The sequence below is a fragment of the Cobetia amphilecti genome, from assembly GCF_032923285.1.
Lineage (GTDB): Bacteria > Pseudomonadota > Gammaproteobacteria > Pseudomonadales > Halomonadaceae > Cobetia > Cobetia amphilecti.
Genome location: NZ_CP136695.1, coordinates 3,645,644 through 3,671,075 on the forward strand (window position 1 = coordinate 3,645,644; position 25,432 = coordinate 3,671,075).

The 25,432-nt window shown below is 64.0% G+C and carries 19 protein-coding genes; 5 read left to right on the forward strand and 14 right to left on the reverse strand.

What is annotated here, in order from left to right; translation table 11 throughout:
* Positions 1 to 14: 14 nt before the first annotated feature.
* Positions 15 to 1,193: a 4-phosphoerythronate dehydrogenase PdxB gene (pdxB, locus tag R1T44_RS15555; RefSeq protein WP_284727237.1), complete on the reverse strand. Its 1,179-nt coding sequence runs from the start codon at positions 1,191 to 1,193 to the stop codon at positions 15 to 17.
* A gap of 211 nt (positions 1,194 to 1,404) precedes the next feature.
* On the opposite strand from pdxB, the gene R1T44_RS15560 reads away from it, so the two are divergent.
* Positions 1,405 to 1,683: a WGR domain-containing protein gene (locus R1T44_RS15560; protein ID WP_043334304.1), complete on the forward strand. Its 279-nt coding sequence runs from the start codon at positions 1,405 to 1,407 to the stop codon at positions 1,681 to 1,683.
* Between the two features lie 93 nt (positions 1,684 to 1,776).
* Here the strand turns inward: R1T44_RS15560 and R1T44_RS15565 are convergent, their stop codons facing one another.
* Entirely contained in the window at positions 1,777 to 2,127 is a 351-nt protein-coding gene (locus tag R1T44_RS15565) for a glutaredoxin family protein (protein ID WP_248380811.1), read from the reverse strand.
* A gap of 3 nt (positions 2,128 to 2,130) precedes the next feature.
* On the reverse strand, positions 2,131 to 4,347 hold the full coding sequence (rlmKL, locus tag R1T44_RS15570) for a bifunctional 23S rRNA (guanine(2069)-N(7))-methyltransferase RlmK/23S rRNA (guanine(2445)-N(2))-methyltransferase RlmL (RefSeq protein ID WP_279836782.1): 2,217 nt from the start codon (positions 4,345 to 4,347) through the stop codon (positions 2,131 to 2,133).
* 487 nt (positions 4,348 to 4,834) lie between these two features.
* Here rlmKL and rmf point away from each other — a divergent pair, with 487 nt between their 5' ends.
* Positions 4,835 to 5,044 (forward strand): ribosome modulation factor, encoded by a 210-nt coding sequence (gene rmf / locus R1T44_RS15575; protein WP_043334308.1) that lies wholly within the window; start codon positions 4,835 to 4,837, stop codon positions 5,042 to 5,044.
* An 833-nt stretch (positions 5,045 to 5,877) separates the two neighbouring features.
* Here rmf and R1T44_RS15580 read toward each other — a convergent pair.
* The 9 genes from R1T44_RS15580 to doeA all read right to left on the reverse strand — a co-directional run bounded on the left by R1T44_RS15580 (position 5,878) and on the right by doeA (position 20,215).
* The gene (locus R1T44_RS15580) at positions 5,878 to 6,921 is read right to left on the reverse strand and encodes a quinone-dependent dihydroorotate dehydrogenase (RefSeq protein WP_317292283.1); all 1,044 of its coding nucleotides are present in this window, start codon (positions 6,919 to 6,921) and stop codon (positions 5,878 to 5,880) included.
* 231 nt (positions 6,922 to 7,152) lie between these two features.
* A complete protein-coding gene (locus tag R1T44_RS15585) occupies positions 7,153 to 8,298 on the reverse strand; it encodes a hypothetical protein (RefSeq protein WP_284727235.1) in 1,146 nt (381 codons plus the stop codon).
* A gap of 338 nt (positions 8,299 to 8,636) precedes the next feature.
* Positions 8,637 to 13,475: an NAD-glutamate dehydrogenase gene (locus tag R1T44_RS15590; protein ID WP_284727234.1), complete on the reverse strand. Its 4,839-nt coding sequence runs from the start codon at positions 13,473 to 13,475 to the stop codon at positions 8,637 to 8,639.
* Between the two features lie 357 nt (positions 13,476 to 13,832).
* Positions 13,833 to 14,963: a tRNA (uridine(54)-C5)-methyltransferase TrmA gene (trmA, locus tag R1T44_RS15595; protein ID WP_248380820.1), complete on the reverse strand. Its 1,131-nt coding sequence runs from the start codon at positions 14,961 to 14,963 to the stop codon at positions 13,833 to 13,835.
* A gap of 207 nt (positions 14,964 to 15,170) precedes the next feature.
* Positions 15,171 to 16,079 (reverse strand): glutamate racemase, encoded by a 909-nt coding sequence (gene murI, locus R1T44_RS15600; RefSeq protein WP_317292284.1) that lies wholly within the window; start codon positions 16,077 to 16,079, stop codon positions 15,171 to 15,173.
* A 73-nt stretch (positions 16,080 to 16,152) separates the two neighbouring features.
* Positions 16,153 to 17,166, reverse strand: a complete 1,014-nt coding sequence (locus tag R1T44_RS15605; RefSeq protein ID WP_284727232.1) for a LysR family transcriptional regulator — start codon at positions 17,164 to 17,166, stop codon at positions 16,153 to 16,155.
* A gap of 107 nt (positions 17,167 to 17,273) precedes the next feature.
* Complete coding sequence (locus tag R1T44_RS15610; RefSeq protein WP_284727231.1) at positions 17,274 to 17,777, reverse strand: Lrp/AsnC family transcriptional regulator; 504 nt, start codon at positions 17,775 to 17,777, stop codon at positions 17,274 to 17,276.
* Positions 17,774 to 18,859, reverse strand: a complete 1,086-nt coding sequence (doeB, locus tag R1T44_RS15615) for a N(2)-acetyl-L-2,4-diaminobutanoate deacetylase DoeB (RefSeq protein ID WP_284727230.1) — start codon at positions 18,857 to 18,859, stop codon at positions 17,774 to 17,776. Before doeB ends, R1T44_RS15610 begins: the two co-directional genes overlap by 4 nt.
* A gap of 45 nt (positions 18,860 to 18,904) precedes the next feature.
* Positions 18,905 to 20,215, reverse strand: a complete 1,311-nt coding sequence (gene doeA / locus R1T44_RS15620) for an ectoine hydrolase DoeA (RefSeq protein WP_084589510.1) — start codon at positions 20,213 to 20,215, stop codon at positions 18,905 to 18,907.
* Positions 20,216 to 20,659: 444 nt separating this feature from the next.
* Between doeA and R1T44_RS15625 the strand changes: the two genes are divergently transcribed.
* The gene (locus R1T44_RS15625) at positions 20,660 to 21,664 is read left to right on the forward strand and encodes a 2-hydroxyacid dehydrogenase (RefSeq protein ID WP_317292285.1); all 1,005 of its coding nucleotides are present in this window, start codon (positions 20,660 to 20,662) and stop codon (positions 21,662 to 21,664) included.
* A 54-nt stretch (positions 21,665 to 21,718) separates the two neighbouring features.
* Here R1T44_RS15625 and R1T44_RS15630 read toward each other — a convergent pair whose 3' ends face one another.
* Complete coding sequence (locus R1T44_RS15630) at positions 21,719 to 22,174, reverse strand: Lrp/AsnC family transcriptional regulator (protein WP_043334316.1); 456 nt, start codon at positions 22,172 to 22,174, stop codon at positions 21,719 to 21,721.
* A gap of 132 nt (positions 22,175 to 22,306) precedes the next feature.
* Between R1T44_RS15630 and R1T44_RS15635 the strand changes: the two genes are divergently transcribed.
* Positions 22,307 to 23,557, forward strand: a complete 1,251-nt coding sequence (locus R1T44_RS15635; protein WP_284727228.1) for a pyridoxal-phosphate dependent enzyme — start codon at positions 22,307 to 22,309, stop codon at positions 23,555 to 23,557.
* 74 nt (positions 23,558 to 23,631) lie between these two features.
* Here the strand turns inward: R1T44_RS15635 and R1T44_RS15640 are convergent, their stop codons facing one another.
* Positions 23,632 to 24,192: a DJ-1/PfpI family protein gene (locus R1T44_RS15640; protein WP_284727227.1), complete on the reverse strand. Its 561-nt coding sequence runs from the start codon at positions 24,190 to 24,192 to the stop codon at positions 23,632 to 23,634.
* A gap of 257 nt (positions 24,193 to 24,449) precedes the next feature.
* Here R1T44_RS15640 and R1T44_RS15645 point away from each other — a divergent pair, with 257 nt between their 5' ends.
* Positions 24,450 to 25,313 (forward strand): hypothetical protein, encoded by an 864-nt coding sequence (locus R1T44_RS15645; RefSeq protein ID WP_284727226.1) that lies wholly within the window; start codon positions 24,450 to 24,452, stop codon positions 25,311 to 25,313.
* Positions 25,314 to 25,432: the final 119 nt, after the last annotated feature.

Consider the following 25,432-nt stretch of genomic DNA (forward strand, 5'->3'; position numbering starts at 1 on the left):
GAGTCACGCCGTGATCATTTACTGACCAGCTTGACGCGGGAGAAACCGAAGCCCTCGAGTACCTCACGCAGTTCGCGGGCATTCTTCTTGAGCTCGACACGCAACGTGGAGAACTCGCGACGCAGCGGATATTCCCGTCGATAACGCACGAAGCCCTCGGCATTGCCGAACCGACGCTGATAGCGACGCAGGCCCAGCGCATCGCGGCGCACGTCATAGCAGGCGCGTACGCATAGCCCCAGCGCCTCTTCCGGCGGCGCCCAGCCCGTCAGCACCAGCTTGCGCAGCCACGGGTCCGGCTTGAGCTGACCCAGCTTGCGGCGCGCCGGCAGCCCGAAGTGACGACAGGCCTGCTGATAGATGATCTCGGTACCCTGCATCTTGCCATCCAGGCTATGCCCGGCGATGTGCGGCGTGGCGATGTCCACCAGTGCGGACAGCTCGGCATCGATATCCGGCTCGTTTTCCCACACATCCAGCACGGTCAGCAGGTCAGCCTGCTCCTTGAGGCGCTGCTTGAGCGCCGCGGTATCGACACAGCCACCGCGGCCGGCACTCAGCAGCACGCTGCCGGGCTTCATGGCGCGGATGCGCTCGGCATTGATCAGATGATGGGTCGGATGCTCGCCACCGGTGACCATCGGGGTGTGCACGCAGATGACATCACACTCGGCGACCAGCTCATCGAGGTCCACGAAGCGGGACTTCTCGGGGCGCTCATCGCTCTGGCCCTCAAGCGCGGCACGCGGCGGATCGCAGACCAGCACCTCGGCACCCAGCGACTCGAGACGCTTGACCAGCCGTGACCCGACCTGGCCGGCCCCGACCACGCCGAAGCGGCGGTCCAGCTGCAGGTCCAGCCCTTCCTGCTCGGCCAGATGCCACAGCGACGACAGCACGTAATCCACCACCGAGTCGGCATTGCAGCCCGGCGCGTTGGTGAAGTGGATATCGTTGGCCGCGAGCCATTCGAGATCGGCATGGTCGGTGCCGATGATCGGCGAGCCGACGAAGCGCACCCGCGTTCCTTCCAACAGCGCCTGATCCACGCGCAAGGTAGAGCGACAGATCAGCATGTCGACGTCCTTGAGGACGGCATTGGTGATCTCGCGAGTCGGCATGCAGGTCACCTCTCCCAGTTCGGAGAAGAATTCCTCTGCCAGAGGGACGTTATCGTCCACGATGATGTGCATCTGTTGCCTTTCCTTGCTGTGGCAATGAGTGTCGCTGCGGGTCCACGGGCCAGCATGAGCGCCTGAGTGACTTCACACCTTGCCGCAAGGCACGTGAAGATTACAATGGTATGCTTGCTTGCCCGCCGCCGTGCCATCTTAGGCGCACGCAACGGGCGTCACAAGCTCATGATTGAGTCCAGCCACCATCGTTTCGCCTCGGGAGTCACGCGTGATCATCCGCTGGGAAAGCCACCACGATTACGTTCTGGTCCATGTGCATCAGGACATGTTCGGCGACTGGATCGTCAGCCGCTCATGGGGCCAGATCGGCACCCAGTTCGGCGGATTGAAGCACGATCTCGCCGAAAGCCACGAGCAGGCCATGACCTGGGTCAGCGACCTCGCCCACATCCAGGCCTCACGCGGCTACACCAAGGTGCTGGAGGCCACGGCCGATAGCCCGGAAGCCGAAGACGCCATGCGCCAGATGTCGCTGCTGGAGAGCTAGTACGCAGCACGGTGCCGGACACGAAAAGACCGCCGCTACCCTGAGGTAGCGGCGGTCTTTTTGCACCAGCGTCACGCGACACGTCTGCGCCGCTCAGCGCAGAAAGCGACGTCCGTTGCGCAGGGCGGGGCTCTGCGGCTCAGTGGCTGAGTCGTGCTCGGCTGGGGGCGTGATTTCGACACCCTGCTCGAGGCGCTGCTCGACGCCCTGCGCACGCAACCACTCCGGCAACACCTCTTCGCCATCGGCCAGCGAATACTCCGCACCCGAGGCGCTCGCCAGTACAGGGATGCGGGTCGCGTAACGCTCGCTCAACTGCGCGTCGAAGGCGATCTCGACCCGTGTGAGCGTGACATCCGCCCCCAGCGCCTGCAGCGTGGCTTCCAGCCGAGCACACAGATGACAGCCCGCCGTGGTGTAGAGCCACAGCGGGACGCTGGCCATCGCTCAGCCCTTCACATCGCTGGCGCGACGGATGCGGAAGACGTGGTGGATATCCGGACGACGCTTGAAGTCCGGGTCCAGCAGCTTGCGCGACAGGTCTTCCACCACATGGTGCTGGCTGACGCTGTCATCCATCACGAAGCGACGATGGTTGTTGGAGAAGATCAGCGTGCCGCCCGGCGCCAGACTGGCCATCGCCAGGTCGATCAGGCGCGCGTGATCACGCTGGATATCCAGGGTGCCTTCCATCTTCTTGGAATTGGAGAAGGTCGGCGGGTCGAGGAAGATCAGGTCGAACTCCTCGCGGGAGCGCTCCAGCCACTTCAGGCAGTCGGCACGCACCAGCTGATGGCGTTTCTCGCTGATGCCGTTGAGCTTGAAGTTCTCGCGCCCCCAGTCCAGATAGGTATTGGACATGTCGACGCTGACGCTCTCGCTGGCACCGCCCAGCACCGCATGCACGGTGGCCGTCGCGGTATAGCAGAACAGGTTGAGCACCCGCTTGCCGTCCGCTTCCTTGCCCAGCAGCTTGCGCACCGGACGGTGATCCAGGAACAGGCCGGTATCCAGGTAGTCCTTGAGATTCACCCACAGCCTGGCATCGCCTTCCTGCACCTCGATACGCTGACCGGAGCTGTCCTGACGCGTGTACTGCGCCTTGCCCGCCTGGCGGGTGCGTTGCTTGATGTGGATATCGTTGGGCGAGCAGCCCAGCACCTGCGGAATCGCCGCCAGTGCATCCATCAGGCGGCGCTGCGCCTGACTGGCATCCACGGACTTGGGCGGCGTGTATTCCTGCACGTGCACGTGACGGCCATAGATATCGATGGCCAGCGCGTACTCCGGCATGTCGGCATCGTAGAGGCGATAACAGGTGGTACCGCTCTGCTTGAGCCAGCGCGCCAGTGACTTCTGGTTCTTCTTGAGGCGATTGGCGAACATCTGGCCACCCTCGCTCAGCGCGGGCTGACTGCGGGCATCTTCGGCCACGCTGTCTTCGTCGACCGCACGCTCACGCGCCGCCACATCGATCATCAACAGCTTGCAATCGAGCTGACCGTTGCGGAAGGCGTACTGACGATGCGCACGCAGGCCGAGGCGGTGGCCGAGATCCGGATTGCCGGTGAACATGCCCAGCGTCCAGCCGCCGAAGTGACGCTTCATGCGCTCACCGAGGCTTGCGTAGAGCGGCACCAGTGCCGGCAGCTCGCCCAGACGCTCACCGTAGGGCGGGTTGGTCATCACCAGGCCCGTGGTGGCGCCCTCGGGACAGGTCAGCTCGGCGACGGAGGCGCCTTCCAGCTCGATCAGCGCCGGAATGCCGGCACGCATGGCGTTGGAGCGCGCGGCAGAAATCGCCTGCGGGCTGTGATCGCGACCGAACAGACGCGCGGTGACCTTGCGGCGCCCGGCAATGGCACGCTGCTCCATCTCTTCCCACAGGCCCTTCCAGATGCGCTCGTCATGGCGCCCCCAGTGGCGGCAGGCGAACTCCTGGTTCAGCGACTGCGGCGCGATATCCGCCGCCATCAAGGCCGCTTCGATCAGCAGCGTGCCGGAGCCGCACATCGGGTCGACCAGGCTCTCGCCGCGCGCCGCACGTGCCGGCCAGTCGGCCCGCATCAGCAGGGCCGCCGCCAGGTTCTCCTTCAGCGGCGCATGCGCGAGATCAGGACGGTAGCCACGCTGGTGCAGACTGCGACCCACGAGGTCGATGCCCAGGGTGATGTAGCCATTGTGCAGGTGCGCGTAGATGCGCAGATCTGCGTTCTTGCCATCGACGGTCGGCTTGTTGCGGCCTTCCTCGAACATCGCCTCGACGATGCCGTCCTTGACGGTCTGGGCACCGAAGAAGGTGTGGCGAATGTCTTTCCATGTTCCGTGGAAATCGACGGCGATGGACGCACGATCCGGCAATTCCATCGCCCAATCGACACCCGCACTCGCTTTGCGCAGTTGCTCGCCGGTGTCGACGCCACCCACGCGAGTGAGCAGACGAATGATGCGGTTGGCCAGTCGCGACCACAGGATGGTGCGGTAGGCGGTTTCCTGGCTACCGTTGAAGTGTACGCCAGCGACGGTCGTGCCAGTCACCTCGGCACCCAGAGCCGTCAGCTCATCGGCCAGCAGCGTTTCGATGCCACGCGGGCAGGTCGCAAACCAGGTAGAGAGCGAGTTGCTGGGCGCGCGGGGTGTAGTCGCAGAGGTCGTATCAGTCATGAATCTCTCACCGGCAGGTGCCGGACTTATTCCTGTGAGTTGGCTTCTGGCACTAGCGATATTCCTATACGGCTGTCGACAAGCCAGAGGCAGTGTTCTAAAAACTATAGGTGTAGCTGCAATTCGGAAAGGTGACACGCCATGCGAAATCGAGGATCAAGGGACACGAGCCTCATTCGGGCAGCCTACCTGTGCCGCTCAGGAGATCGGACTTCCGGCACGGCAAGGCAGTCGCTCTTTCACCATCACGCTCGAGCATATACAGGCAAGACCTTCCATCATCTCACACTCGTGACCTTTTCCGACAAGAATGGCCAACGACGCGAGGTGATGATGCACGAGGCCGGCAGTGCCCGACAGGGCATCGGCCAACTCTCTCACTCGGCATGTCCAATGGCAGGACAACCGCGGCCAGACAAGGTCTCGCCGGGTACGTCTCGCCATCACTGACACTCAGTGCCGATGGGTTCTCACTTAGAGGTCATCCATGAAGAGACAGAAACGTGATCGCTTTCAGCGTGCCTATGTTCACGGCTACAAGGCTGGTGTCACCGGCCGTTCCCGTGATGATTGTCCCAGTATCGATGTCAATCTACGTGAATTCTGGATGAGCGGCTGGCGTGAAGGCCGCGGGGACCAATGGTCGGGAATGACCGGCGTCTCCGGCATCCACAAGAACCCCATGGTGCTCAGCTGAGCACCGCATGACGCCAAGGTTCATCATCCGCGACCAGGAGGTCATCCCATTTCAGGAAAGCGGCACGTCACGGAATGACACTGGCAATACGGCGCCTGGCGCCTTTCACCCCGCCGACGCAGCCTGATGCGCTGCCCAAGCGGATTCTCCGGCATCACGCCACCGGCTCCTGACAAGTTACAGGGTCGGCTGGCACGTACAGAGAGGACTCGAGGTGTTCACGGTGAGTCGGTTTAGCGACATCACCCGGAAAATCCCACGGAAGTCGCCCAGCGACACGTCAAATCACCAGGGAGGTAACGCCTTATTTCTATCTTGATGACGCGCGGCACTGACAGGCAAGAGACGCAGTAGGCAATGGGGCCGACTCGCTTCACTTCCTGAAAGGCCGAGATGTTGGCGCTCGTGTCATTTCAATCGTGGTATGGCTCCAGAAGAGGAGGCGCAGCAGGCGACGGCCTGCGCGGACGACGGTCCAGCGCGGAGCACGACACGGGCAAACGCTCACCTTGACTGCATCAGCAGGTTCTTTCCAGGCCTGCTTCAACCATCCACGCACCCGATGAGCTCAAGGGGCCAACCCCCAACCGCCGTTTCTGACGGCAAAAGCGCTTCGCATCGTGCACGCTGGCTGGACATGGCAGCCAACACGACAACGGCAGATCACGCATCACTTCCCTGCCGTTGTCATATCATCATTCACGCCGGTACCGAGGCCGCCTTCTGATGTCAGAAGGCGGCTTTTCTGTGTCTGCCCTTCCCCACTCGCGCCTCTCTTGAAGCGCCGTGAGCGAAGGATGCCAGCATCACGCTGCGACGGAGCCCAGGCCGGATCACACCTTGATCAGGGTATCGGCCTTCTCCAGTGCGCGCGCGCACTCACCGATCAATGCCGGGCCGCGGTAGATCAGCCCGGAATACAGCTGCACCAGATCCGCCCCCGCGGCGATCTTCTCACGCGCATTCTCGCCATCGGTGATACCGCCCACACCGATGATCGGCATGTTCGGCAGCGCTTCACGCAGGCCACGAATCACCCGCGTCGACGATTCACGCACCGGGGCGCCGGAAAGTCCGCCCGCCTCCTGCGCATGCGGGCTACCCGCGACCGCCGTACGCTCGATGGTGGTGTTGGTGGCGATGACGCCATCGATGCCGTTGTCCGCCAACGCCCGCGCCACGAACAGGATTTCCTCGCTGTCCATGTCGGGCGCGATCTTGATCACCAGCGGTACCTTCCTGCCGCGCTCGGCATCGAGCTGATCGCAACGTTGGCGAAGCCCGGCCAGCAGCTGGCTGAGATGATCACCGAACTGAAGATTGCGCAGCCCCGGGGTATTGGGCGACGAGATATTGGCGGTGATGTAGTCGGCATGCGCATGCACGGCATCGAGGCAGACCAGATAGTCGCTCAATGCATCATCCACCGCCGTGGTCAGGTTCTTGCCGATGTTGATCCCCAGCACGACACCAAAGGCAGCACGCGCCTGGCTGGCCTTGACCTTCGCGACCAGATGCTCGACCCCGGCATTGTTGAAGCCCATGCGGTTGATGATCGCCTGATGCTCCGGCAGCCGGAACAGACGCGGCTTCGGATTGCCGTCCTGCCCTTTCGGCGTCACCGTGCCGACCTCCACGAAGCCGAAGCCCAGAGCGGCAAGCGCATCGAGGTGATCGGCATTCTTGTCGAGACCTGCCGCCAGGCCAACGCGATTGGGGAATTCGAGCCCCATCAGCGAGACCGGATCACGCGGCGCTTCACCGCCCAGACCGCGCGCCATGCCGAGGCGATGTGCCATGTCCAGCGCACTCAGCGTCACACCATGAGCTGTTTCCGGGTCGAGCTTGAAGAGAAGCGAGCGAGCAAACGAGTACATGATGATCTCCAGACAGCGGGCGGCAGGGTCGTGACGACAGCATAGCTGGGCGCGAAGTATACCCGAAGCCCGCGGGGACAGACACTGCGCGCCGGCACGCTCGCGCTGCTGTCGATAAAATCGCTCACGCCAAGGCCGGCACCATTGCTCATGCTCAGGGCAACAAAAAAGGGCGACCCGCTGGGCCGCCCTTGTGTCACGCCCGACTATGTCGGGGTCATGCCCTGCAGATCATTTCACGTCGAGCTGCTGCACGCGCACAGTGTAGTTATTGACGCCCTGCATGGAGGAGCCGAACTTCTGACCGCTGACCCAGACGGTGTAACGCCCCGGTTCCAGCACGGTCTTGAGGTGGAAGTCGCCCTGGAAGCCTTCGCCCTTGTCGCTGGCGACGGTGTTGCCACTCTCGTCCAGCAGGCGCATCTGCAGCTTGTAGGTGCCTTCGCTGCCCGGGAAGGTCTCGCTGTCGATGGTCACGGTGCCGCGGTCCGCGACGTCGAAGGTCATGACCTCGCCCTTCTCGAGAATGCGCACATCGGTGACGATCTCGTCGAAACGACGATCCGGCTCCGCTTCGGCCTCGGTTTCCGTCACGGCTGCACTGCCCGTGGCAGCAGCGGTCGTGGCAGCAGCGGCAGACGTCTCGGCTGCAGCAGTCGCGGCTGCCGAAGTCGTAGCGGCGGCAGCGCCTGTGGCGGAAGCGCCTTCAGCTGCCGCATTGCCCGTCTCGGCAGCCTTCTTCTCGCGGGCAGCCTGTTCGGCGGCGGCAACGGTGGCCGGCTTGATGGTCGCGACTTCATCGTTGGCATCGACGAAGGCGGTACGACGGCCATCGCCATCGGTGTCGAGGAAGACCAGGCCGTTGCCGGTCTCGATGCCGCTTTCCTCGGCAGACAGCTTCTCGCCACTCTCGCTCAGGCCTGCGACGTTGATTTCATAGGTGTTGCCGCCCGACTTGCCAGCCCCCAGCTTGTCGGCGCGCACACGCAGCTTGTAGACGCCCGGCTCAAGCTCGGTATTCATGTTCAAGCCATCGGAGGCCCTGTCACCTTCTGCAGTGGCCACGACCTCGCCCTGCTCACTCTCGAGCGTGGCTTTCATGGTGTAGGGGTCGGTCACATCGAAACTGGCGACGCCATCGATTTCGTAGCGTCCGGCTTCCTTGATGGTGAACTGGTGCACGCTGGTGCCGCCGAACAGGAAGTTCTGGCTGTGGGCATCACTGCGCGGCTTGAGGAACTTGGAGATGTCCAGCTTGCCTGCCGCTTCTTCTGCACGCTGCTGAGCGGGGCTGCCATCGGCCAGCACGGCCTGGGAGGCCAGAGTGGACAGGCCGAGCGCGAGGGCGCAGGCGAGGGGTAATGCACGATGTGACATGGTGTCTCTGCCTTGTTGTACTGATGCTTTGAAAACAGAAGCCTCCAGCGAGCGCCGCAGCGACTCCGAGACTTGAAATGAGGGTCTGAAAATCAAGGACTGAAAACAGGGTCTGCAGAAAAGGATGCAACCATCAGGGCCTGTATCAGTCTCTGCACTGGTCGCCATTCAGCATACCAGACAGCTGACGACAGTTACCTTACCGCAGGCTTCAGCTATCACTTTTTTATTCATTCCCGACATGAAAAAGCCCTCACCAATGGTGAGGGCTTCTATCAGCGAGTCATCAGATGCTCGCCACTTGCGTCAGCCTCTTGCTGCAACCGAGGCCGAAAGCATCAGGCTTCGCGCTTGGACTCGGCCAGATCGACCAGCTCGCGCAGGGCGACCGCGAACAGCGGGAAGCTCAGCTGAGCACCGCCCTTCATCTCGCCGAGCAGTGAGCACCAGCGGCTGACCAGAGTCTCGTGGCTGGCCATCCAGCTGTCGACACGCTCATCGATCTCGCGCGGTGCATTGTCCTGCTTGAGCACGCTGACGGTCAGTGCCAGCTGCTGACGATCGAGATCATCGCGGAAGCTTTCACGTGCCTGCGCCTGCCAGCTGTCCTGCACCTCAAGGCCGTTGATCTTGTCACCGACCCACGGCAGCTCCAGACGATGGCCAATGCCGTAGAAGGCTTCTGCCACGCGATTGATCTTCTCGCCGGTCGCCTTGGCCGCCTCGATGATGCCAAGCCCTGCATAGAGGCTTGAGGTCGCGGCGATGGTGCTGGCCAGGGCCTCCGGCACGCCTGCCTCGACATAGCTGTCGCGACGCGCTTCCCAGTTCTCGCGGGCTTCGCCCTTGAGACGCTCACCGATGCTTTCGGAGAGCTGGGCCAGACGCGGGGCGAAGTGGCTGATGCATTCCTTGACGCTCATGGAGCTGCGCTGACGCAGGAACCAGCGAGTGGCACGACGCATCAGGCGCATCAGATCGCCCATCATGCGGTACTGCAGTTCTGCCGGCACCTGGTGATCGAGGGCCTCGATCTGGGTCCACAGCGCTTCCAGATTGAAGCTGTCACGCGCCACGATGTAGGCACGCGCGATTTCCGCCTTGTCGGCACCAGTGGTGTCTTCCAGGCGACGCACGAAGGCGATGCCCATGTGGTCGACCAGGTCATTGGCGATCTGGGTCGCGGCGATTTCACGCTTCAGACGGTGCTGGTACATCTCTTGGGGGAAGCGCTCCATCAGCACGCGCGGGAAGGCGCGTTCGAGGTGCTGCTGCACGTAGCTGTCGTCCGGCACGTCAGAGGCGATCAAGCTGGTCTTGAGGTCGCTCTTGGCGTAGGAGACCAGCACGGACAGTTCCGGCAGGGTCAGGGCTTCACCGGCGTTGGAACGCTCGATCAGCGCTTCATCGGACGGCAGGAACTCGAGTTCACGGTCCAGGGTGCCGGCCGCTTCCAGCTCATTGATGAAGCGACGGAAGACGCCCATGCCTTCCTTGGACTGCTGCTCGGAGAGCGACAGTGCCTGGGTCTGGCGATAGTTGTCCTTGATCACCAGCTCGCCGACTTCGTCGGTCATCTCGGCCAGCTGCTGGTTGCGCTGCTTGTCGGTCAGGTCACCGCGGGCGACGATGTCGTCCAGCAGGATCTTGATGTTGACCTCGTGATCCGAGCAGTTCACGCCACCGGCATTGTCGATGAAGTCGGTGTTGACGCGCACGCCTTGCTGGGCCGCGGCTTCCATGCGACCACGCTGGGTCAGACCCAGATTGCCGCCTTCGCCCACCACCTTGCAGCGCAGCTCACGGCCGTCGATACGCAGGCCATCGTTGGCCTTGTCGCCGACATCGGCGTGGGACTCGCTGGACGCCTTGACGTAGGTTCCGATACCGCCGTTCCAGATCAGGTCGACCTGCGCCTTGAGCATCGCGTTGATCAGCTCGTTGGGCGCCAGATGGTCGGCACTGATGTCGAAGACTTCCTTCATCTGCGGGCTGATGGCGATGGTCTTGGCATCACGCGAGAACAGACCGCCGCCTTCGCTGATCAGGCTCTTGTCGTAGTCGTCCCAGCTGGAACGCGGCAGACGGAACAGACGCTCGCGCTCGGCGAAGCTCTTCGCGGTGTCCGGGTTCGGATCGACGAAGATGTTGCGGTGGTTGAAGGCACCGACCAGGCGGATCTTCTCGGACAGCAGCATGCCGTTGCCGAAGACGTCACCGGCCATGTCACCGATACCGACCACGCTGAACTCGTCTTCCTGGATGTTGATGCCCATCTCGCGGAAGTGACGCTGCACGCTGACCCAGGCGCCCTTGGCGGTGATGCCCATGCCCTTGTGGTCGTAACCGTTGGCGCCACCGGAGGCGAAGGCATCGCCCAGCCAGAAGCCGTACTCGTTGGAGATGGCGTTGGCGATGTCGGAGAAGGTCGCGGTGCCCTTGTCGGCCGCGACGACCATGTAGGGGTCGTCTTCGTCGTAACGCACCACGGCCGTCGGGGCCACCACGTCACCACCGGACAGGTTGTCGGTGATGTCGAGCAGTGCGCGGATGAAGATCTGGTAGCAGGCGATACCTTCCTTCTGGATCACGTCGCGGTCGGTGGTTTCCGGCATGCGCTTGCAGACGAAACCGCCCTTGGCGCCGACCGGCACGATGACCGCGTTCTTGACCTGCTGTGCCTTGACCAGACCCAGCACCTCGGTGCGGAAATCTTCATGACGGTCGGACCAGCGCAGACCACCACGGGCGACCTTGCCGCCACGCAGGTGAACACCTTCGACGCGCGGCGAGTAGACGAAGATCTCGAACATCGGGCGCGGCTTCGGCACGTCAGGAATGCTGCGCGTGTCGAGCTTGAAGCTGATGTAGTCCTTGGCCTGGCCATCTTCCGCCGGCTGGAAGAAGTTGGTGCGCAGCGTGGCCATCATCAGGTCGACGTAGCGACGCAGCAGACGGTCGTCGTTCAGGCTGGAGACCTGGTCGAGCAGGCCATTGATGCGCTCGCGGCAGGCGTTGACGTCATCCTCGCCACCCTGACCCTGCGGGTCGAAGCGCAGGTTGAACAGCTGCACCAGCTCGCGGGTGATGTCCGGATGGCTGCCCAGCGCATTGGCGATGTAGGCCTGGGAGAGACCGAAGCGGATCTGCTTGAGGTAACGCGCGTAGGCACGCAGCATCGCCACTTCACGCCAGTCCAGGCCAGAGCCGATGATCAGGCGGTTGAAGGCATCGGATTCGGCTTCGCCGGACCAGATCTTCTTGAAGGCTTCGATGAAGCTCTCGCGCACTTCGGAGAGCTCGACCGCGCCCTTGCCGTGATGCTCGAGATCGAAATCGTGCACCCAGCAGGAGGAATCGGTGCGGGTGATCTCGTAGGGACGTTCACCGATGACACGCAGACCGAGGTTTTCCAGCACCGGCAGCACGTCGGAAAGCGGAATCGGCTGATGCTTGTGGAACAGCTTCAGGTTGACGCCGGAGTTGTCGTCCTCGACCAGACGATAGGTGCTCAGGCCAACGGCCTGGCCTTCGTCCAACGCACGCAGATGGCCCACGTCATAGACGGCGGTGCGCGGCGAGAAGTCGTCACGGTAGCTGCCCGGGAAGGCATCACGGTAGCGAGTCATCAGCTCGTTGGCCTGCTCTTCACCGAAGCCTTCGACCATGGCGGCGTGCAGCTCGTCACGCCAGCTGCGAGCCAGCTGAGCGATCTTGTTCTCCAGCGCGCGCATGTCGTACTGGCCCGGCTCATCGCCCTTGAAGCGCAGGATGAACTGGATACGTGTCAGCACGGACTCGGACAGATACGGCGTGAAGTCACCGAAGGTGGCGTTCAGCTCTTCACACAGCAGATTCTGGATGCGTACACGCAGGTCGGTGGAATAGACGTCGCGCGGCACGAACACCAGTACCGAGAAGAACTTGCCGAAGCGGTCTTCACGCACGATCAGACGCACGCGACGACGCTCACGGATGTTGAGGATGCTGGTGGCGGTACGGGTCAGCTCGTCCGTGGAGATCTGGAAGAGGTCATCGCGCGGATAGACTTCCAGAATCTGCAGCAGGTGCTTGCCGTTGTGGCCCTTCGGGTTGACGCCGGCGGCTTCCATGACGTCCTGCACCTTGCGACGCAGAATCGGCACGTTGCGCGGGCTCTGGTTGTACACCGTGGAGGTGTAGAGCCCCAGGAAGCGGCGCTCGCCGATCACGCGGCCTTCTTCATCGAAGCGCTCGACGGTGATGTAGTCCGGGTAGGCCGGACGGTGCACGCGGGCGTGGAAGGCGCTCTTGGCGAAGGACAGCAGTTCCGGAATCAGCACGTACTGATCGCTGTTGACGCTCTGCTGGTGACGGGACTGCTCGTGATAGCGCTCGAGGTCCAGCTTGAGCACGCCCAGCTCGGAACCTTCGACCTTGTTCAGCACACGGGTGCCGTCTTCCTGCTCGTCGACGGTGTACTCGTCATAGCCCAGGAAGGTGAAGTGGTCGTTGCCCATCCACTGCATGAAGTCGCAGGCTTCCTGATGGTCAGCCTCGGAGACGGTCGGCGGACGGTTGTCACGCAGCTCCTGCAGCGCCTGGGCCCCCTGGCTGCGCATGGCGTCGAAGTCAGCGACGGCAACGCGCACTTCGGCCAGCACTTCACGCAGGCTGGTCTCGAGGTCTTCCAGTGTCTCGGCGTCGTTGTGACGATCGACCTCGATGTAGATCAGCGACTCGCGATGCTGCGGGGCGTTCTCGGCACGCGGTGCCGTCACGCGCTCCAGCTGACCGGCGTCATCACGTGCAACGGCCAGCACGGCGTTGTGGATGGCGTGAACGGTGATGCCACGACGGTTGAGCTCGATACGCACGGAATCGACCAGGAACGGCATGTCCGGGTGCAGCACTTCGATGATGGTGTGCGTCGACTGCCAACCATGCTTCTCGAAGTCCGGGTTGTAGGCACGCACCTTGGGAGCCTCGAGGCTCTGCAGGAAGTGCCATACGGCCAGGGTGGAACCGTAGAGGTCATCCAGCTTGCGCTCGGCCATGTCCTCGAAGGAGGCCGTTGCGTGATAGTCGCGCGCAAACGCCGCGATCACGTCCACCTTGTCCTTGGGAAGTCGCTTGTCCAGCTGCTCTTCGAGCTGCGCAAGAAATTCCTGCTTGCCGTCCGTCGCCACGTGTAGCATCAATCACCTCGACTGACCTGATGGATGTATCAGGGAAAATAGTCATAGAGAGTCTGCGCCGGCCAGAAAGGCGTTGCAGCACAGACTCATGCAGTGCATCACAGACTAGCGCAGTCTGCGCCTCTGCCCCATGCCTGTTCCATATTGGTCATGCAGCATTACATCTGTGCATCGGGTATTGACTTGGCGGTCCGCGCATGAAACGAAAGTCTAATTCGAGTGACTGTCATGTGCGCAAAAAAGCCCCGTCGTCCCCTACCTGACAGGTAGATGACGACGGGGCTCTGGTTTTTCAAACGATTGGCGCGATGCCTGGCTCATGCAGGCGTGACATCGGCTGTCAGTTTGAAGATGCGCTTATCTGCGAACCAGATAAACACCGCATTCGAGGTGATCGGTATACGGGAACTGATCGAACAGCGCGAAGCGTTCGATACGGTGCGTGCGACACAGCACTTCAAGGTTGTCGATCAGCGTCTGCGGGTTGCAGGAGATATAGACGATGCGCTCGTAGCGCGCGGTCTGCTCGCAGCTGTCGGCATCGAGGCCGGCACGCGGCGGATCGACCAGCACGGTGCGGAAGTCGTGGTTGTCGAGGTCCATCTCCGCGACACGACGGCCCGCCTTCTCGCCCGCCAGCGCCAGCGAGAAGTCCTCGGCCGACATGCGCGCCACCTGGGCATTGTCGATGCTATTGGCCGCCAGGTTGACCTGCGCCGAGGCCACGGAAGTGCGTGAGATCTCGGTGGCCAGCACGCGGCGGAAGTTCTCGGCCAGCGCGATGGTGAAGTTGCCGTTGCCGCAGTAGAGCTCGACCAGATCCCCCTGCTCACGGCCTTCCGCCTGCGCCTTGTCAGGATGGGTCACGTCACGTGCCCAGCTGAGCATCGAGCGGCAGATCTCGGCATTGGGCTGGGTGAAGCTGTTCTCGACCTGCTGATAGACGTACTCGCGGCCATCGACCTCGAGACGCTCGAAGACGTGATCGCGCGTCAGCACGATATGCTGCTTGCGCGAACGCCCGATGATCATGATATCGAGCTCTTCTTCCAGCGCACGTGCCTCGGCTTCCCAGTCTTCGCCGAGCTTGCGATGGTAGATCAGCGTGACCAGTGCCTCGCCGCTCAGGGTGGTGAGGAACTCGCACTGGAACAGACGCTCGCGCAGCACCGGGCTTGCCTTGAGGCGCTCACGCAGCAGCGGCATCAATTCATTGATGCGCTGGCTGGCGACCGGGAAGTCGTCCATGCGCACGACCGTCTTCTTCTTGTTGCCCTCGTCGTCGAACTCGACCTCGAACATCGCGTAATAGAGGTCATCATCCTCGTGCCAGATACGGAACTCGCAACGCATGCGGTAATGGCTGGGCGGCGAGGGAAATACCTCGAGTTCCGGCGCATCGAAGGCAGCGAAACGTGCGCGGGTCTGCTCAGCCTTCTCGGCGAGCTGCTGTTCATACTGACTGGGATCGACGACGGCGATGGCCACACTGACTCCTGCCTGCGGGCATACCGCAGCACTGAAACGATGAGCAAAAAGACGCGGGGACGTCATGGTGAACCATGCCGATCACGTCCATTCAAAGGTTGGGCGCGCTAGCCTACCATCGGCAGCGCGAAGCTCAAGCGCCAAATGGCGAGCCAAGGCGGGAGCAGGCAGGTGCAAGGGGACCGCGAGAGTCAACGCCCCTGCCCCTCAGTCGTCGAACGCCAGCGCCTGCGGCGCGGCGAAACCCTGACTGGCCAGCGCCGTGGCCAGCCCCGGCTGCCGGGCATCCGTCGCCAGCGCCAGGTACTCATGCGGTGCTGGTTGAACCGCTTGAGCGACTTGCTGATCAGCCGCTTGCGCCGCAGCACCAAGCGCCAGCACCTCCGCCACGCGGCGGGCGATTGCCGCGCCGGAATCCACCAGCGCCACCCGAGACTCGCCCAGCACCTGCGAGATGTCGGCGCCGAGCAGCGGGAAATGCGTGCAGCCGAGAATCACCACTTCCAGCGCCTCGACCGCCGCCAGATCAGCCAGACTGGCCGCCACCATCTCGGGGCGCGCCGGCTCACCGCGCAGACGCCGCTCGGCCTCCGCGACCAGCGGGTCGGCCGCGACGCGAATCACGCGACAGTCGGCGGCGAAGTCACGAATCAGCTTCTCGGTGTAGGCGCGACGCACCGTGGCGGATGTCGCCAGCAACGCGAAGACCGGCGGCTCGCACTTCTCACGACGTGCTGCGCTCTGGCGCGCACGTGCCAACGCCGCCGCCGGCTTGATGGCGGGCACGGTGCCGATCACCGGAATCGACAGCGCTTCGCGCAGCGCCGTCAGCGCCAGAGTGCTGGCGGTATTGCAGGCGACCACCAAGGCCCGTGCCCCGCTTGCCTCGACGGCCGCCACGCACACCTGAACGATGCGCGGTATCAACCAGTCATCCGGCTTGGTGCCATAGGGCAACGCGGCGTTGTCACAGACATAGGCCAGCGACAGCTGCGGCCACTGACGGCGAATCTCGGCGGCGACGGACAGCCCGCCGACACCGGAATCGAAGACCAGCACCGGGGCAGAAGAACGGGAATCAGAGGCAGGCATGTCGCCTGGGCGGGCAGGACTCATCGGCAGATACCGCTGGCGACAATCATCATGGAGACGGGCGACTCGAACAGACGGGACAAGGGCGCGGAGTCTATCACGGCCGCAGACCCGGCTTCACAGCCTCGAGCGGTGATGGAACGCGCTGCCCGGCATCATTCACGACCGCGGTATCGCGGACGGCTGTCGGTGACCTGGCGAGCACGTCGGGCATCATCGTATGGCCAATCCGGGCGAAGTGCTCACACAGCACCTCGATCAATGCCCGCAGGCGTGCCGGCTGCATGTCGCGCTCGGCATAGACCAGATGGATATCCACCGGCGCGCACCAGTAGTCGACAAGCAGCGGCACCAGGCGGCCATTGGCGACGTCATTGGCCACCAGGAAATCCGGCTTGCAGGTAATGCCGATGCCCTGGGCGGCGGCCTCGACCAGCCCGCGCCCGCTGTCGCAGCTGAAGGTCGGCGACAGGCGGATCTTGCGTGGCCGCCCGTCGACCATGAAGCTCCACACCGGCCCTTCACGCTGCTGGGTGTAATTCAGGCAGCGGTGATGGGCCAGGTCTTCCGGCACCTCGGGCGTGCCATTCTCGGCCAGGTAACCGGGGCTGGCATAGACCCCGACCTGGGTGCCCGCCAGCCGGCGCGCGATCAGGCTGGAATCAGACAGCGCACCGGCGCGAATCACCAGATCATAATCCTCGGCCATGAGATCGACATGGCGATCCTCCAGGCGCAGGTCGAGCTCGACATAGGGGTAGGTCTGGCGGAAATGCGCCAGGGCCGGCATCAGACACTGGATGCTGAAATCCATCGGCGCCGACATCTTCAAGCGCCCCCGAACCTCGCCCTGACGCTCGCCAAGACTGTCTTCCAGCGCCTGAAGGTCATTGAGCACACGACAGGCACCCGCCAGGTAATGCTCGCCCTCGGCGGTCAGCTGCAGACTGCGCGTGGTGCGCATCAGCAGGCGAACGCCCAGCTCGGCTTCCAGGCGCGAGATCTGCTTGCTGACCATGCCGTTGGATAGCCCCAGCTGACGAGCACCGCCCGCGAAACTGCCCTCCTCTACCACGGCGCGAAACACCTGCATGGCAGTGAGTCTATCCATCGTGCGATCCCCTTTGCGATCAAGGAAAATGAGCCAGGAAAGTGAGTCAAGAAAGTGAGACTGAAAAGCGGGACGGCAAGATGACGACAAGTCCGCGCCCGGCGCGCCTATTTTACCTGCTTGGTGACGATGTAGGTGAAATAGCGATCGATGCCCAGCTCTGACACCAGCCAGTGATCGACCAGACGCTGATAGGCATCGATGCTGGCGGTCTCCAGCCGCAGCAGGTAGTCCACCCCGCCGCCGACGGCGACGCACTCGATGACCTCATCCGCCTCTCGCATGGCACGCTCGAAGCGCTGGAAGCTGCCGGCATCATGATGCTTGAGGTGGATCTCGACCCACACGGGCGTGCGCGGGGCAGCCCCCTGGGAAGCGCCACCCTGCTGATCAGTCAGGCGCTGCTGGTTGATGATGGCGGCATAACCCTCGATGATGCCTGCCTGCTCGAGGCGCTTGACGCGCTCCCAGCACGGGCTGACCGACAGGTTGATCTCCTCGGCCAGCCGCGACTTGGTGATGCGACCATCACGCTCGAGTATCGCCAGAATCTTGAGATCGAAGGCATCCAGCTTCGGCGCTGGCTGCGAGCGGGAGGGGCTCGCGCTCATGAGGCCTCTCGCGCCAGGTCGTCCACGACTTCCGCGATCACCGCCAGGGTGTCGCCCAGGCTCACCTGGGCCGGGAAGCGCCGCGCCACCAGCACGCCATCACGGGCGGCGCGATATTCCACCGCCGCCTGACCGGCGCGCCCCAGCGGATAGACCCGCGCCACGCATTGCCCCGCCGTGACCTGCTCGCCGAGTGCCACGCACAGCTCCAGCAGCCCTTCATGCTCACTCTGCACGTAACAGCTGGCATCCGGCATGTCGATCAGCAGCGGCGCGTTCGCCTGGCTGGCACGCTGGCGCTCGATGTCCTGCTCCAGATCCGCGCGACTGCGCGCGCGCAGTACACCACTGAAGGCGAGGAAGTTGTCGACGCCACGGTCGGCGATCGCCTGACGCTCCGGCGTGGTGGAACCGCCACCGCCCAGCTCCGTGGTGACGAAGACCTTGCCCTGGCGCTCCACTGCAGTGTCGTAAAGTGCCTCGGCGTCCAGCTCGAACATCATCATCGCCGAGGGTGCCCCGAAGGCCAGCGCCCCGGCCAGGCTCTCGGCTTCCTGCAGACGACACTGCTCGACGCCCAGCGACTCCTCGAGATAGTCGAGACGGTGCGCGGCCGCGAACGGCAGGATATCCAGGGTGCGGCCGCCGGAATGCAGGTCCAGCGCATAGTCGCACTGCGGCACCAGCACCCGGGTGAAGTAGTCGGCGATCTGCTCGGTCGGGCCGCCGGTGGGGTCGCCGGGGAAGCTGCGGTTGAGGTTGCCGCCATCGAGAGGCGAACAACGCCGCCCGGCCTTGGCCGCCAGCGCATTCATGGTCGGCACGATGATGACGCGGCCCTTGACGTCCTCGGCAGTCAGGCGTGCCGCCAACTTGTAGAGCGCGGTGATGCCCTCGTACTCGTCGCCATGATTGCCGCCGGTCAGCAATACCGTCGGCCCTTCACCATTGGCGATCACGCTGATCGGGGTCATCACCGCGCCCCACGCCGACTCGTCAGTCGAGATCGGCAGCTTGAAGAAACCGTGCTGAACGCCATCGGCGAACAGATCGATGGTCAGACTGACGGGGGACTCTCGCATGACACCACTCCTTGTTATGGCGGGCTGCTGACACTTGTCGGCAGGCTATTTGACGAACAGCTGGCGCGGCACATCACACAGCGGCTCGGCACCGTTTTCCGTGATCAGGATCGACTCGGTGATCTCGAGCCCCCAGTCGTCCATCCACATGCCGGGCATGAAGTGGAAGGTCATGCCCGGTTCCAGCACGGTCTCGTCACTGGGGCGCAGACTCATGGTGCGCTCACCCCAGTCCGGCGGATAGCTGATGCCGATGGGATAGCCGCAGCGCGCGCCGCCACGGTCGAAGCCGTACTTGTCCATCGCCGCGCCCAGCGCCAGCGCGATGTCACAGCAGCGATTGCCGGGTTTGGCGATGGCCAGTCCACTCTCGATGCCTTCCAGCAAGGCAGACTCACCGCGTACGAAATCGCGCGGCGGACGGCCGAGAAACACGGTACGCGACAGCGGCGCGTGATAGCGCTTGTAGCAACCGGCCAGCTCGAAGAAGGTGCCCTCACCCTGGCGAAATGGCGTGTCATCCCAGGTCAGGTGCGGCGCGGCGGCATCACTGCCGGTGGGCAGCAGCGGCACGATGGCCGGATAGTCACCACCGAGAATCTCACCCTCGGGGCCGATCACGCCCTCGACGCCGACCCGGTAGATCTCCGCGACCAGCGCACTCTTGGGCAGGCCCGGCTCGATCATCTCCAGAATGCGTGAATGCATGCGCTCGACGATGCGCCCGGCCACGCGCATGTAGGCGATTTCCTGCTCGGACTTGATCGCGCGACACCAGTTGACCAGCGAGTTGGCATCCACCAGCCGCGCGTGGGGCAGCTCCTTGACCAGCGACAGGTGCGCCCGCGCCGAATAGTAATAGTTGTCGAGCTCGACCCCGACGACCCCATCGTGCCAGCCACGCTGCGGCAGGATGGACTGGGCGAGAAACTCCATCGGATGCATGTCCGGATTCTGCACGTAGTAATCCGGATACCACAGGATGTTGTCCTCACCCATCCAGCAGGTACGCAGCGCGCCGTTGCCGTCCTGACGACGCCCATACCAGACCGGCTCGCCGGAAAGCCCCAGCAGCACGCACTGGTGCACATAGAAGGACCAGCCGTCGTAGCCGGTCAGCCACGCCATGTTGGAGGGGTCGGAAATCACCATCACATCGATACCGGCGCGCGCCATGGCCTCACGCACCCGCTGGATGCGCGCGCGATACTCGCCGATGGTGAAGGCCTGACGGCCAGCGGACAGCGCACGTGGCGTCCAGTCACTCTCGGTGGCCGGTGCCTCGCTGCTGGGCAAGGTGGCCAGGCCAGCGAAGGCTGGCTGGGGCGCACCAGTATGGGGCGGGAATTGACTCATGCAGCGCTCCTTTTCGATCAGGCCTTGAGGCAAGCAGCACGTTGGGGCGGAGCCAGTGGCCATACGCAGGGCCAGGCGGCGGGTGACCGACCTGCCAGCCGCATCGGGCTGACACTGCCTGCCTGCGCCGCGAGCGAACGATGCGCCCTGCGGGTCGGCAGGGTCGGCGTACATGCGTACATCCGAATTCCCCTCTGGATTCGAGTCTGTCACTCTGCCAACAACGGGTCAAAGGACGACTCTGGCACTGTCGCCCTTCGCTTGAGCCCTTGCAAGGCCTGCGCCATTGCCGCCCGCGAGCCGGCCATGCCCGCAAGGCAATAGCGCATGGTGAGGCGACAACTCCAGCCCCTTTGCACAGAGCCACGAACAGAGCCTACGAACAGGCCGGGACAGTTCAAAAATCCCGACCCGCCACCCAGCGTCCCTGAAGAGGAGAACAGCATGCGAATACTGGTACATCATGAACGCGCCGAACGTTGGTGCGATGCTCTGCGTCAGCGCTTGTACGATACCGCCGGCGCCAAGGGGTCGCGGCAAGGCGAGTCGTCGGAACCGTCATCAAAACAAGCGCCGCTGGAAATCGTTGCCGATGACGGCGAGATGCTGGGCGATGTGCTGGTGGTATGGGCACCGCCTGCGGCGCTGTTCGAGCGCCACCGCGATCACGACGTCAAGGCGATCCTCAATCTGGGCGCGGGCGTCGACAGCCTGCTCGACAACCCGGCACTGCCTGAGGATGTGCCGGTGCTCAAGCTGAGCGATGCCGGCATGGCCAGTCACATGCTGGATTACGTACGCTACGGCCTGCTGCACTTTCGGCGTGACTTCGACCGTTACGCCAGACAGCAGGCGGACACCCAGTGGGCCCCGCACCGCGTGGTGCGCGCCCATCAGTACCCGGTGGCAGTGCTCGGACTCGGCGCCATCGGCAGCCAGATCGCTGAATCACTGGCGGCAGACGGCTATCCGGTACATGGCTTCAGCCGCAGCGCCCACACGTTGCAGGGCGTGACCTGCCACCATGAGACCGGCGCAGGCGGCCGCTCGCTCCAGCAAGTGCTGGGTGACGAGTCGCTCGGCCTCAAGGCGGTGATCAACCTGTTGCCCAATACCCCGGCGACGAGAGACGTGCTGAACGCCGAGGTCTTCCAGGCCCTGCCCGACGACGCCGTGCTGATCAATCCGGGGCGCGGCAGCAGCGTGGTCGAGGAGGATCTGGTCGCGGCGCTCGAGGAAGGCAAGCTCAGAGGCGCCCTGCTCGATGTCTTCCAGCACGAGCCACTGGCCGAGGACAGCCCGCTGTGGCACCAACCGCACGTGATCATCACGCCGCACGCCGCCGCGCCGACCCCGGTGGCCGAGGCCGCCGACCAGCTGGCCGACAACATCCGCCGCATTCAGCGGGGTGAGGTGCTGACCGGCATCAGCCGCGAGCACGGTTATTGAGCGCGCTGGCGCGCGGAGCTCAACCGGCGATCAGACGTCACTGCCTGACAGCCATCATAGCGGCAGCGCGGTGGTCGTCTTGATGCGCTCCATCGCGAAGCGGGCCGACACGTCGCTCAGCTCGTCGATGGTATTGACCAGCCGCTTGTAGACGCGGTCGTAGGCATTCATGTCCTCGACCTGCACCTTGAGGAGATAGTCGTAGTCACCGGCCATGCGATAGAACTCGGTGACTTCCTCGATCTCCTCGACGATGGCCACGAAACGCTCGAACCAGGCCCGCGAGTGATCGCGGGTCTTGAGCTGCACGAAGGCCGTCAGCCCCATGCCGATCAGCTCGGCATTCAGCAACGCCACCCGTGCGGTGATCACGCCACACTCTTCCAGGCGCTTGAGGCGTTTCCAGCAGGGAGACGTGGTCAGATGCACGGCTTCCGCCAGCGCCGCCAACGACAGGCTGGCATCGCGCTGCAGCAGCCGCAGCAGGGCGCGGTCCGTGGCATCGAGCACTATTTTCTCCATTACCCTCACCTCGCAATGAATTCTTGCCATGAAACATGGCTCACGCCATGACAACTGGCAAGTTTTGCTTGGCGGCTAGTCATACCATGAAAGCTCCTTCCTGCGACCGGAAATGCCGCCATGACGACCACTGCCTCGCCCTCGATAGCGCCTTTCATTGCGGCCACCGACGCCAGCACGCCCGCAGCCACGCCCGCGACTCAGCACGCCCCGCACGCGACTCAGCGCGAGTCATGGCGCCAACGCAGCCTCATGCAGCTTGCGGCCTTGAAGGCCGCCACCCCGGTAACCCCGCTGCTGGAACTCAGCCTGCGCGGGCTGGGCGAGGCACGCATCCTGATCAAGGACGAGCGGGCGCATGCCAGCGGCTCGCTCAAGCATCGCCTGGCGATGTCGCTGTTCGAGCAGGCCCTGCAAAAGGATTGGCTCACGCCCGGCGGCCCGGTGATCGAAGCCTCCTCGGGCTCCACGGCGGTCTCTGAAGCGTGGCTGGCACGCCGGCTGGGACTGCAATTCATTGCCGTGGTGCCCAGGGGCACCGCCTTTTTCAAGCAGCAAGCGATTCGTGGCGAGGGCGGGCGCGTGGTGGAAATCGAGGACTCCGCTCGGCTCTGTCAGCATGCGCAGGCGCTTGCCGATGACAGCGGCGGCCACTTCATCAATCAATTCCGCCATGCCGCCACGGCCGGCGACTGGCGCAGCGACGGGGCCGGCGACTGGGCAAGCGACACCAGCCTGCCCGGGGAGTGCCTGGCACAGATCGCCGCGCGTGAGCTGCCTGAGCTGCAAGCGGTATTTCTCGGCGCCGGTACCGGCGGCAGTGCCGCCAGCTTCGCACGCCATCTGCGCCACAAGCGCCATCTGCATCACGGGAGTCATCTGCATCACGGGAGTCATCGTGCCCGCGTGATCGGCGTGGACCCTGAGCACTCCGTCTATCACGCCTGCTGGCAGCACCATCGTGCCCACGGCACCCGTACGACCGCCCTGCCCGCCCCGCAGGCGGCCAACCCCATCGAAGGCATCGGCCGCCCCTGCGTGCTGGAGGCATTCGACCCCGCGCATTTCGATGACTACCGGCGCATCGCGGATGCGCGCAGTCAGGCGGCCGCGCTGTGGCTGGCCGAGCATGCCGGGCTTGAGGTCGGCCCCTCCACCGGTACCGCCTTCGCGGGGCTGCTCGAGAGCCTGGCGCTCAGGCGCGCACGCGGTGAGTCGCTGGCCGGCAGCTGGTTGCTGCTGGCCTGTGATCACGCCGAGCGTTATGCCACCACGCTGGGCGACCCCGCATGGCGAGCCGCCCAGCAATCGCGACTCGCCCCCCAGCGGGCCTGGATCGAGGCGTTTGCCGAGAGAAACGACGACGCCTGAAACGACGACACCCCGCCGAGTGGCAGGGTGTCGTAAGGCAGATCCGATGTGATGGCGTGGCTAGCGGGGGTGCATCACACCAGCAGCGCCTGGAACTGACGCAGCCATTCCGGATGTGCCGGCCAGGCCGGTGCGGTCACCAGCTTGCCGGAGGTCACGGCGTCGGTCACTTCCAGCGACACGAACTCACCGCCCGCCAGCTTCACCTCAGGCGCACAGGCCGGATAGGCGCTGACGCGATGGCCTTCCAGCGACATGGCGGCGGCCAGCAGCTGCGGACCATGACAGACGGCGGCGATGGGCTTGTCGGCCTCGACGAAGTGACGCACCATCGCCAGCACACGCTCATCCAGACGCAGATACTCGGGGGCGCGGCCACCGGGGATCAGCAGCGCGTCGTAACTCTCGACGGCGATATCGGCGAAGCTGGCGTTGAGCGCGAAGTTGTGGCCCGGCTTTTCGGTGTAGGTCTGATCACCCTCGAAGTCGTGGATGGCGGTCTTGACGATATCGCCTTCCGTCTTGTCCGGGCAGACGACATCCACGCGATGCCCCATCGCCTGCAGCGCCTGGAACGGCACCATCAGCTCATAATCTTCTACAAAATCCCCGGCAATGATGACAATGCTGGCCATGATGATCTCCTGATTGGACCCAACGTCTAGGTACGCGCCGCGCGCGGCGGAAGGACAAGGCAGTTACAGAGTACCTATCCATTGCACATGAGCAAGCGCTGAAATATCGTCGTGGCCGCCTGACGGGCGTTGGCTTGATTGTGGATCGCCTCAACATCATTACATCATCACGTGCAGTCGCCCTGCCCCGTCGCTGCCTGACCGCTCGACACCCCCATTCACAGGCCACGGCTCCAGTGCCGGTCTCGGGAGTCACCATGACCCTGCCATCTTCCGCCTTGTCTCTCTTCTCTCAAGCCCCCGCGCGTCGCGGCGCTTGCACCGCCACACGCGCTGATCGGCCATCGGCATGGCAGCGCCTGTGCCGCGCAGGCCTGGGGGCGCTCCTGCTGTTGGCAGGCAGTGCCCAGGCGGCCAGCGATGAGGCCGCTGACAGCCCTGACGCGCCCCTGGCGCCTGTCGCCAGCATCGCGCCGGTGCCCTTCACCGCCCACTACACCCTGGTGCTGGATGGCTGGCCGGACGTGCCCATCACCCAGCGCGTCAGCCAGAGTGGCGAGCTGTACATCGCCAGCATGGAGGCCTCCATCAAGGTCGCCAGTGGCTATGAGCAGGGCCGCTTCACGCTCGCGGAGGGCCGCCTGCTGCCTGAGGGCTATCGCTCCGGCTATCGGCTGGCCGGCATCGGCAAGGACTACAACCGGGAAGCGCCGGAAGCAGGCAACACCCGCCTGCCTGACCGTCAGAGCCTGCTGGTGTTGCTGAGCCAGCAGGTCGACAGCCAATGGAGCGAGCAGGCCTGTCTGGCCGCGACGCCCTGCTCACTGGATTATCTCGACCACAAGGGCCGCCAGCGCACCCTGATGTATGAGATCCAGGGCCAGGAAACACGCCAGGCGGCACAGCGCACCTTCCGCACCCTGCGCATCGAGGCATGGCGCAAGCATCGCGAGCACAAGCACTACCGTATCTGGCTGGCACCGCGCTGGCCGGGCCTGATGGTCGGCCTCGATTACCTCGACTACGAAGACGTCATAGACAAGGACGGCAACCGCAACGGCGAGGTGCCGCCGCGCTCGGCCCATCTGACCCTGAACCAGCTGAGCAGCGCCCGCCAGTGATGACAGCTCCCGCCTCTAGCGCGGCTGATCATAAGCCCCGCTGATACGCCATCAGCAAGTCTCTCGCGCAATGGTGGTGGCGGGGTTATCCAGACTCCACGCCAACCGATATAGTAAGG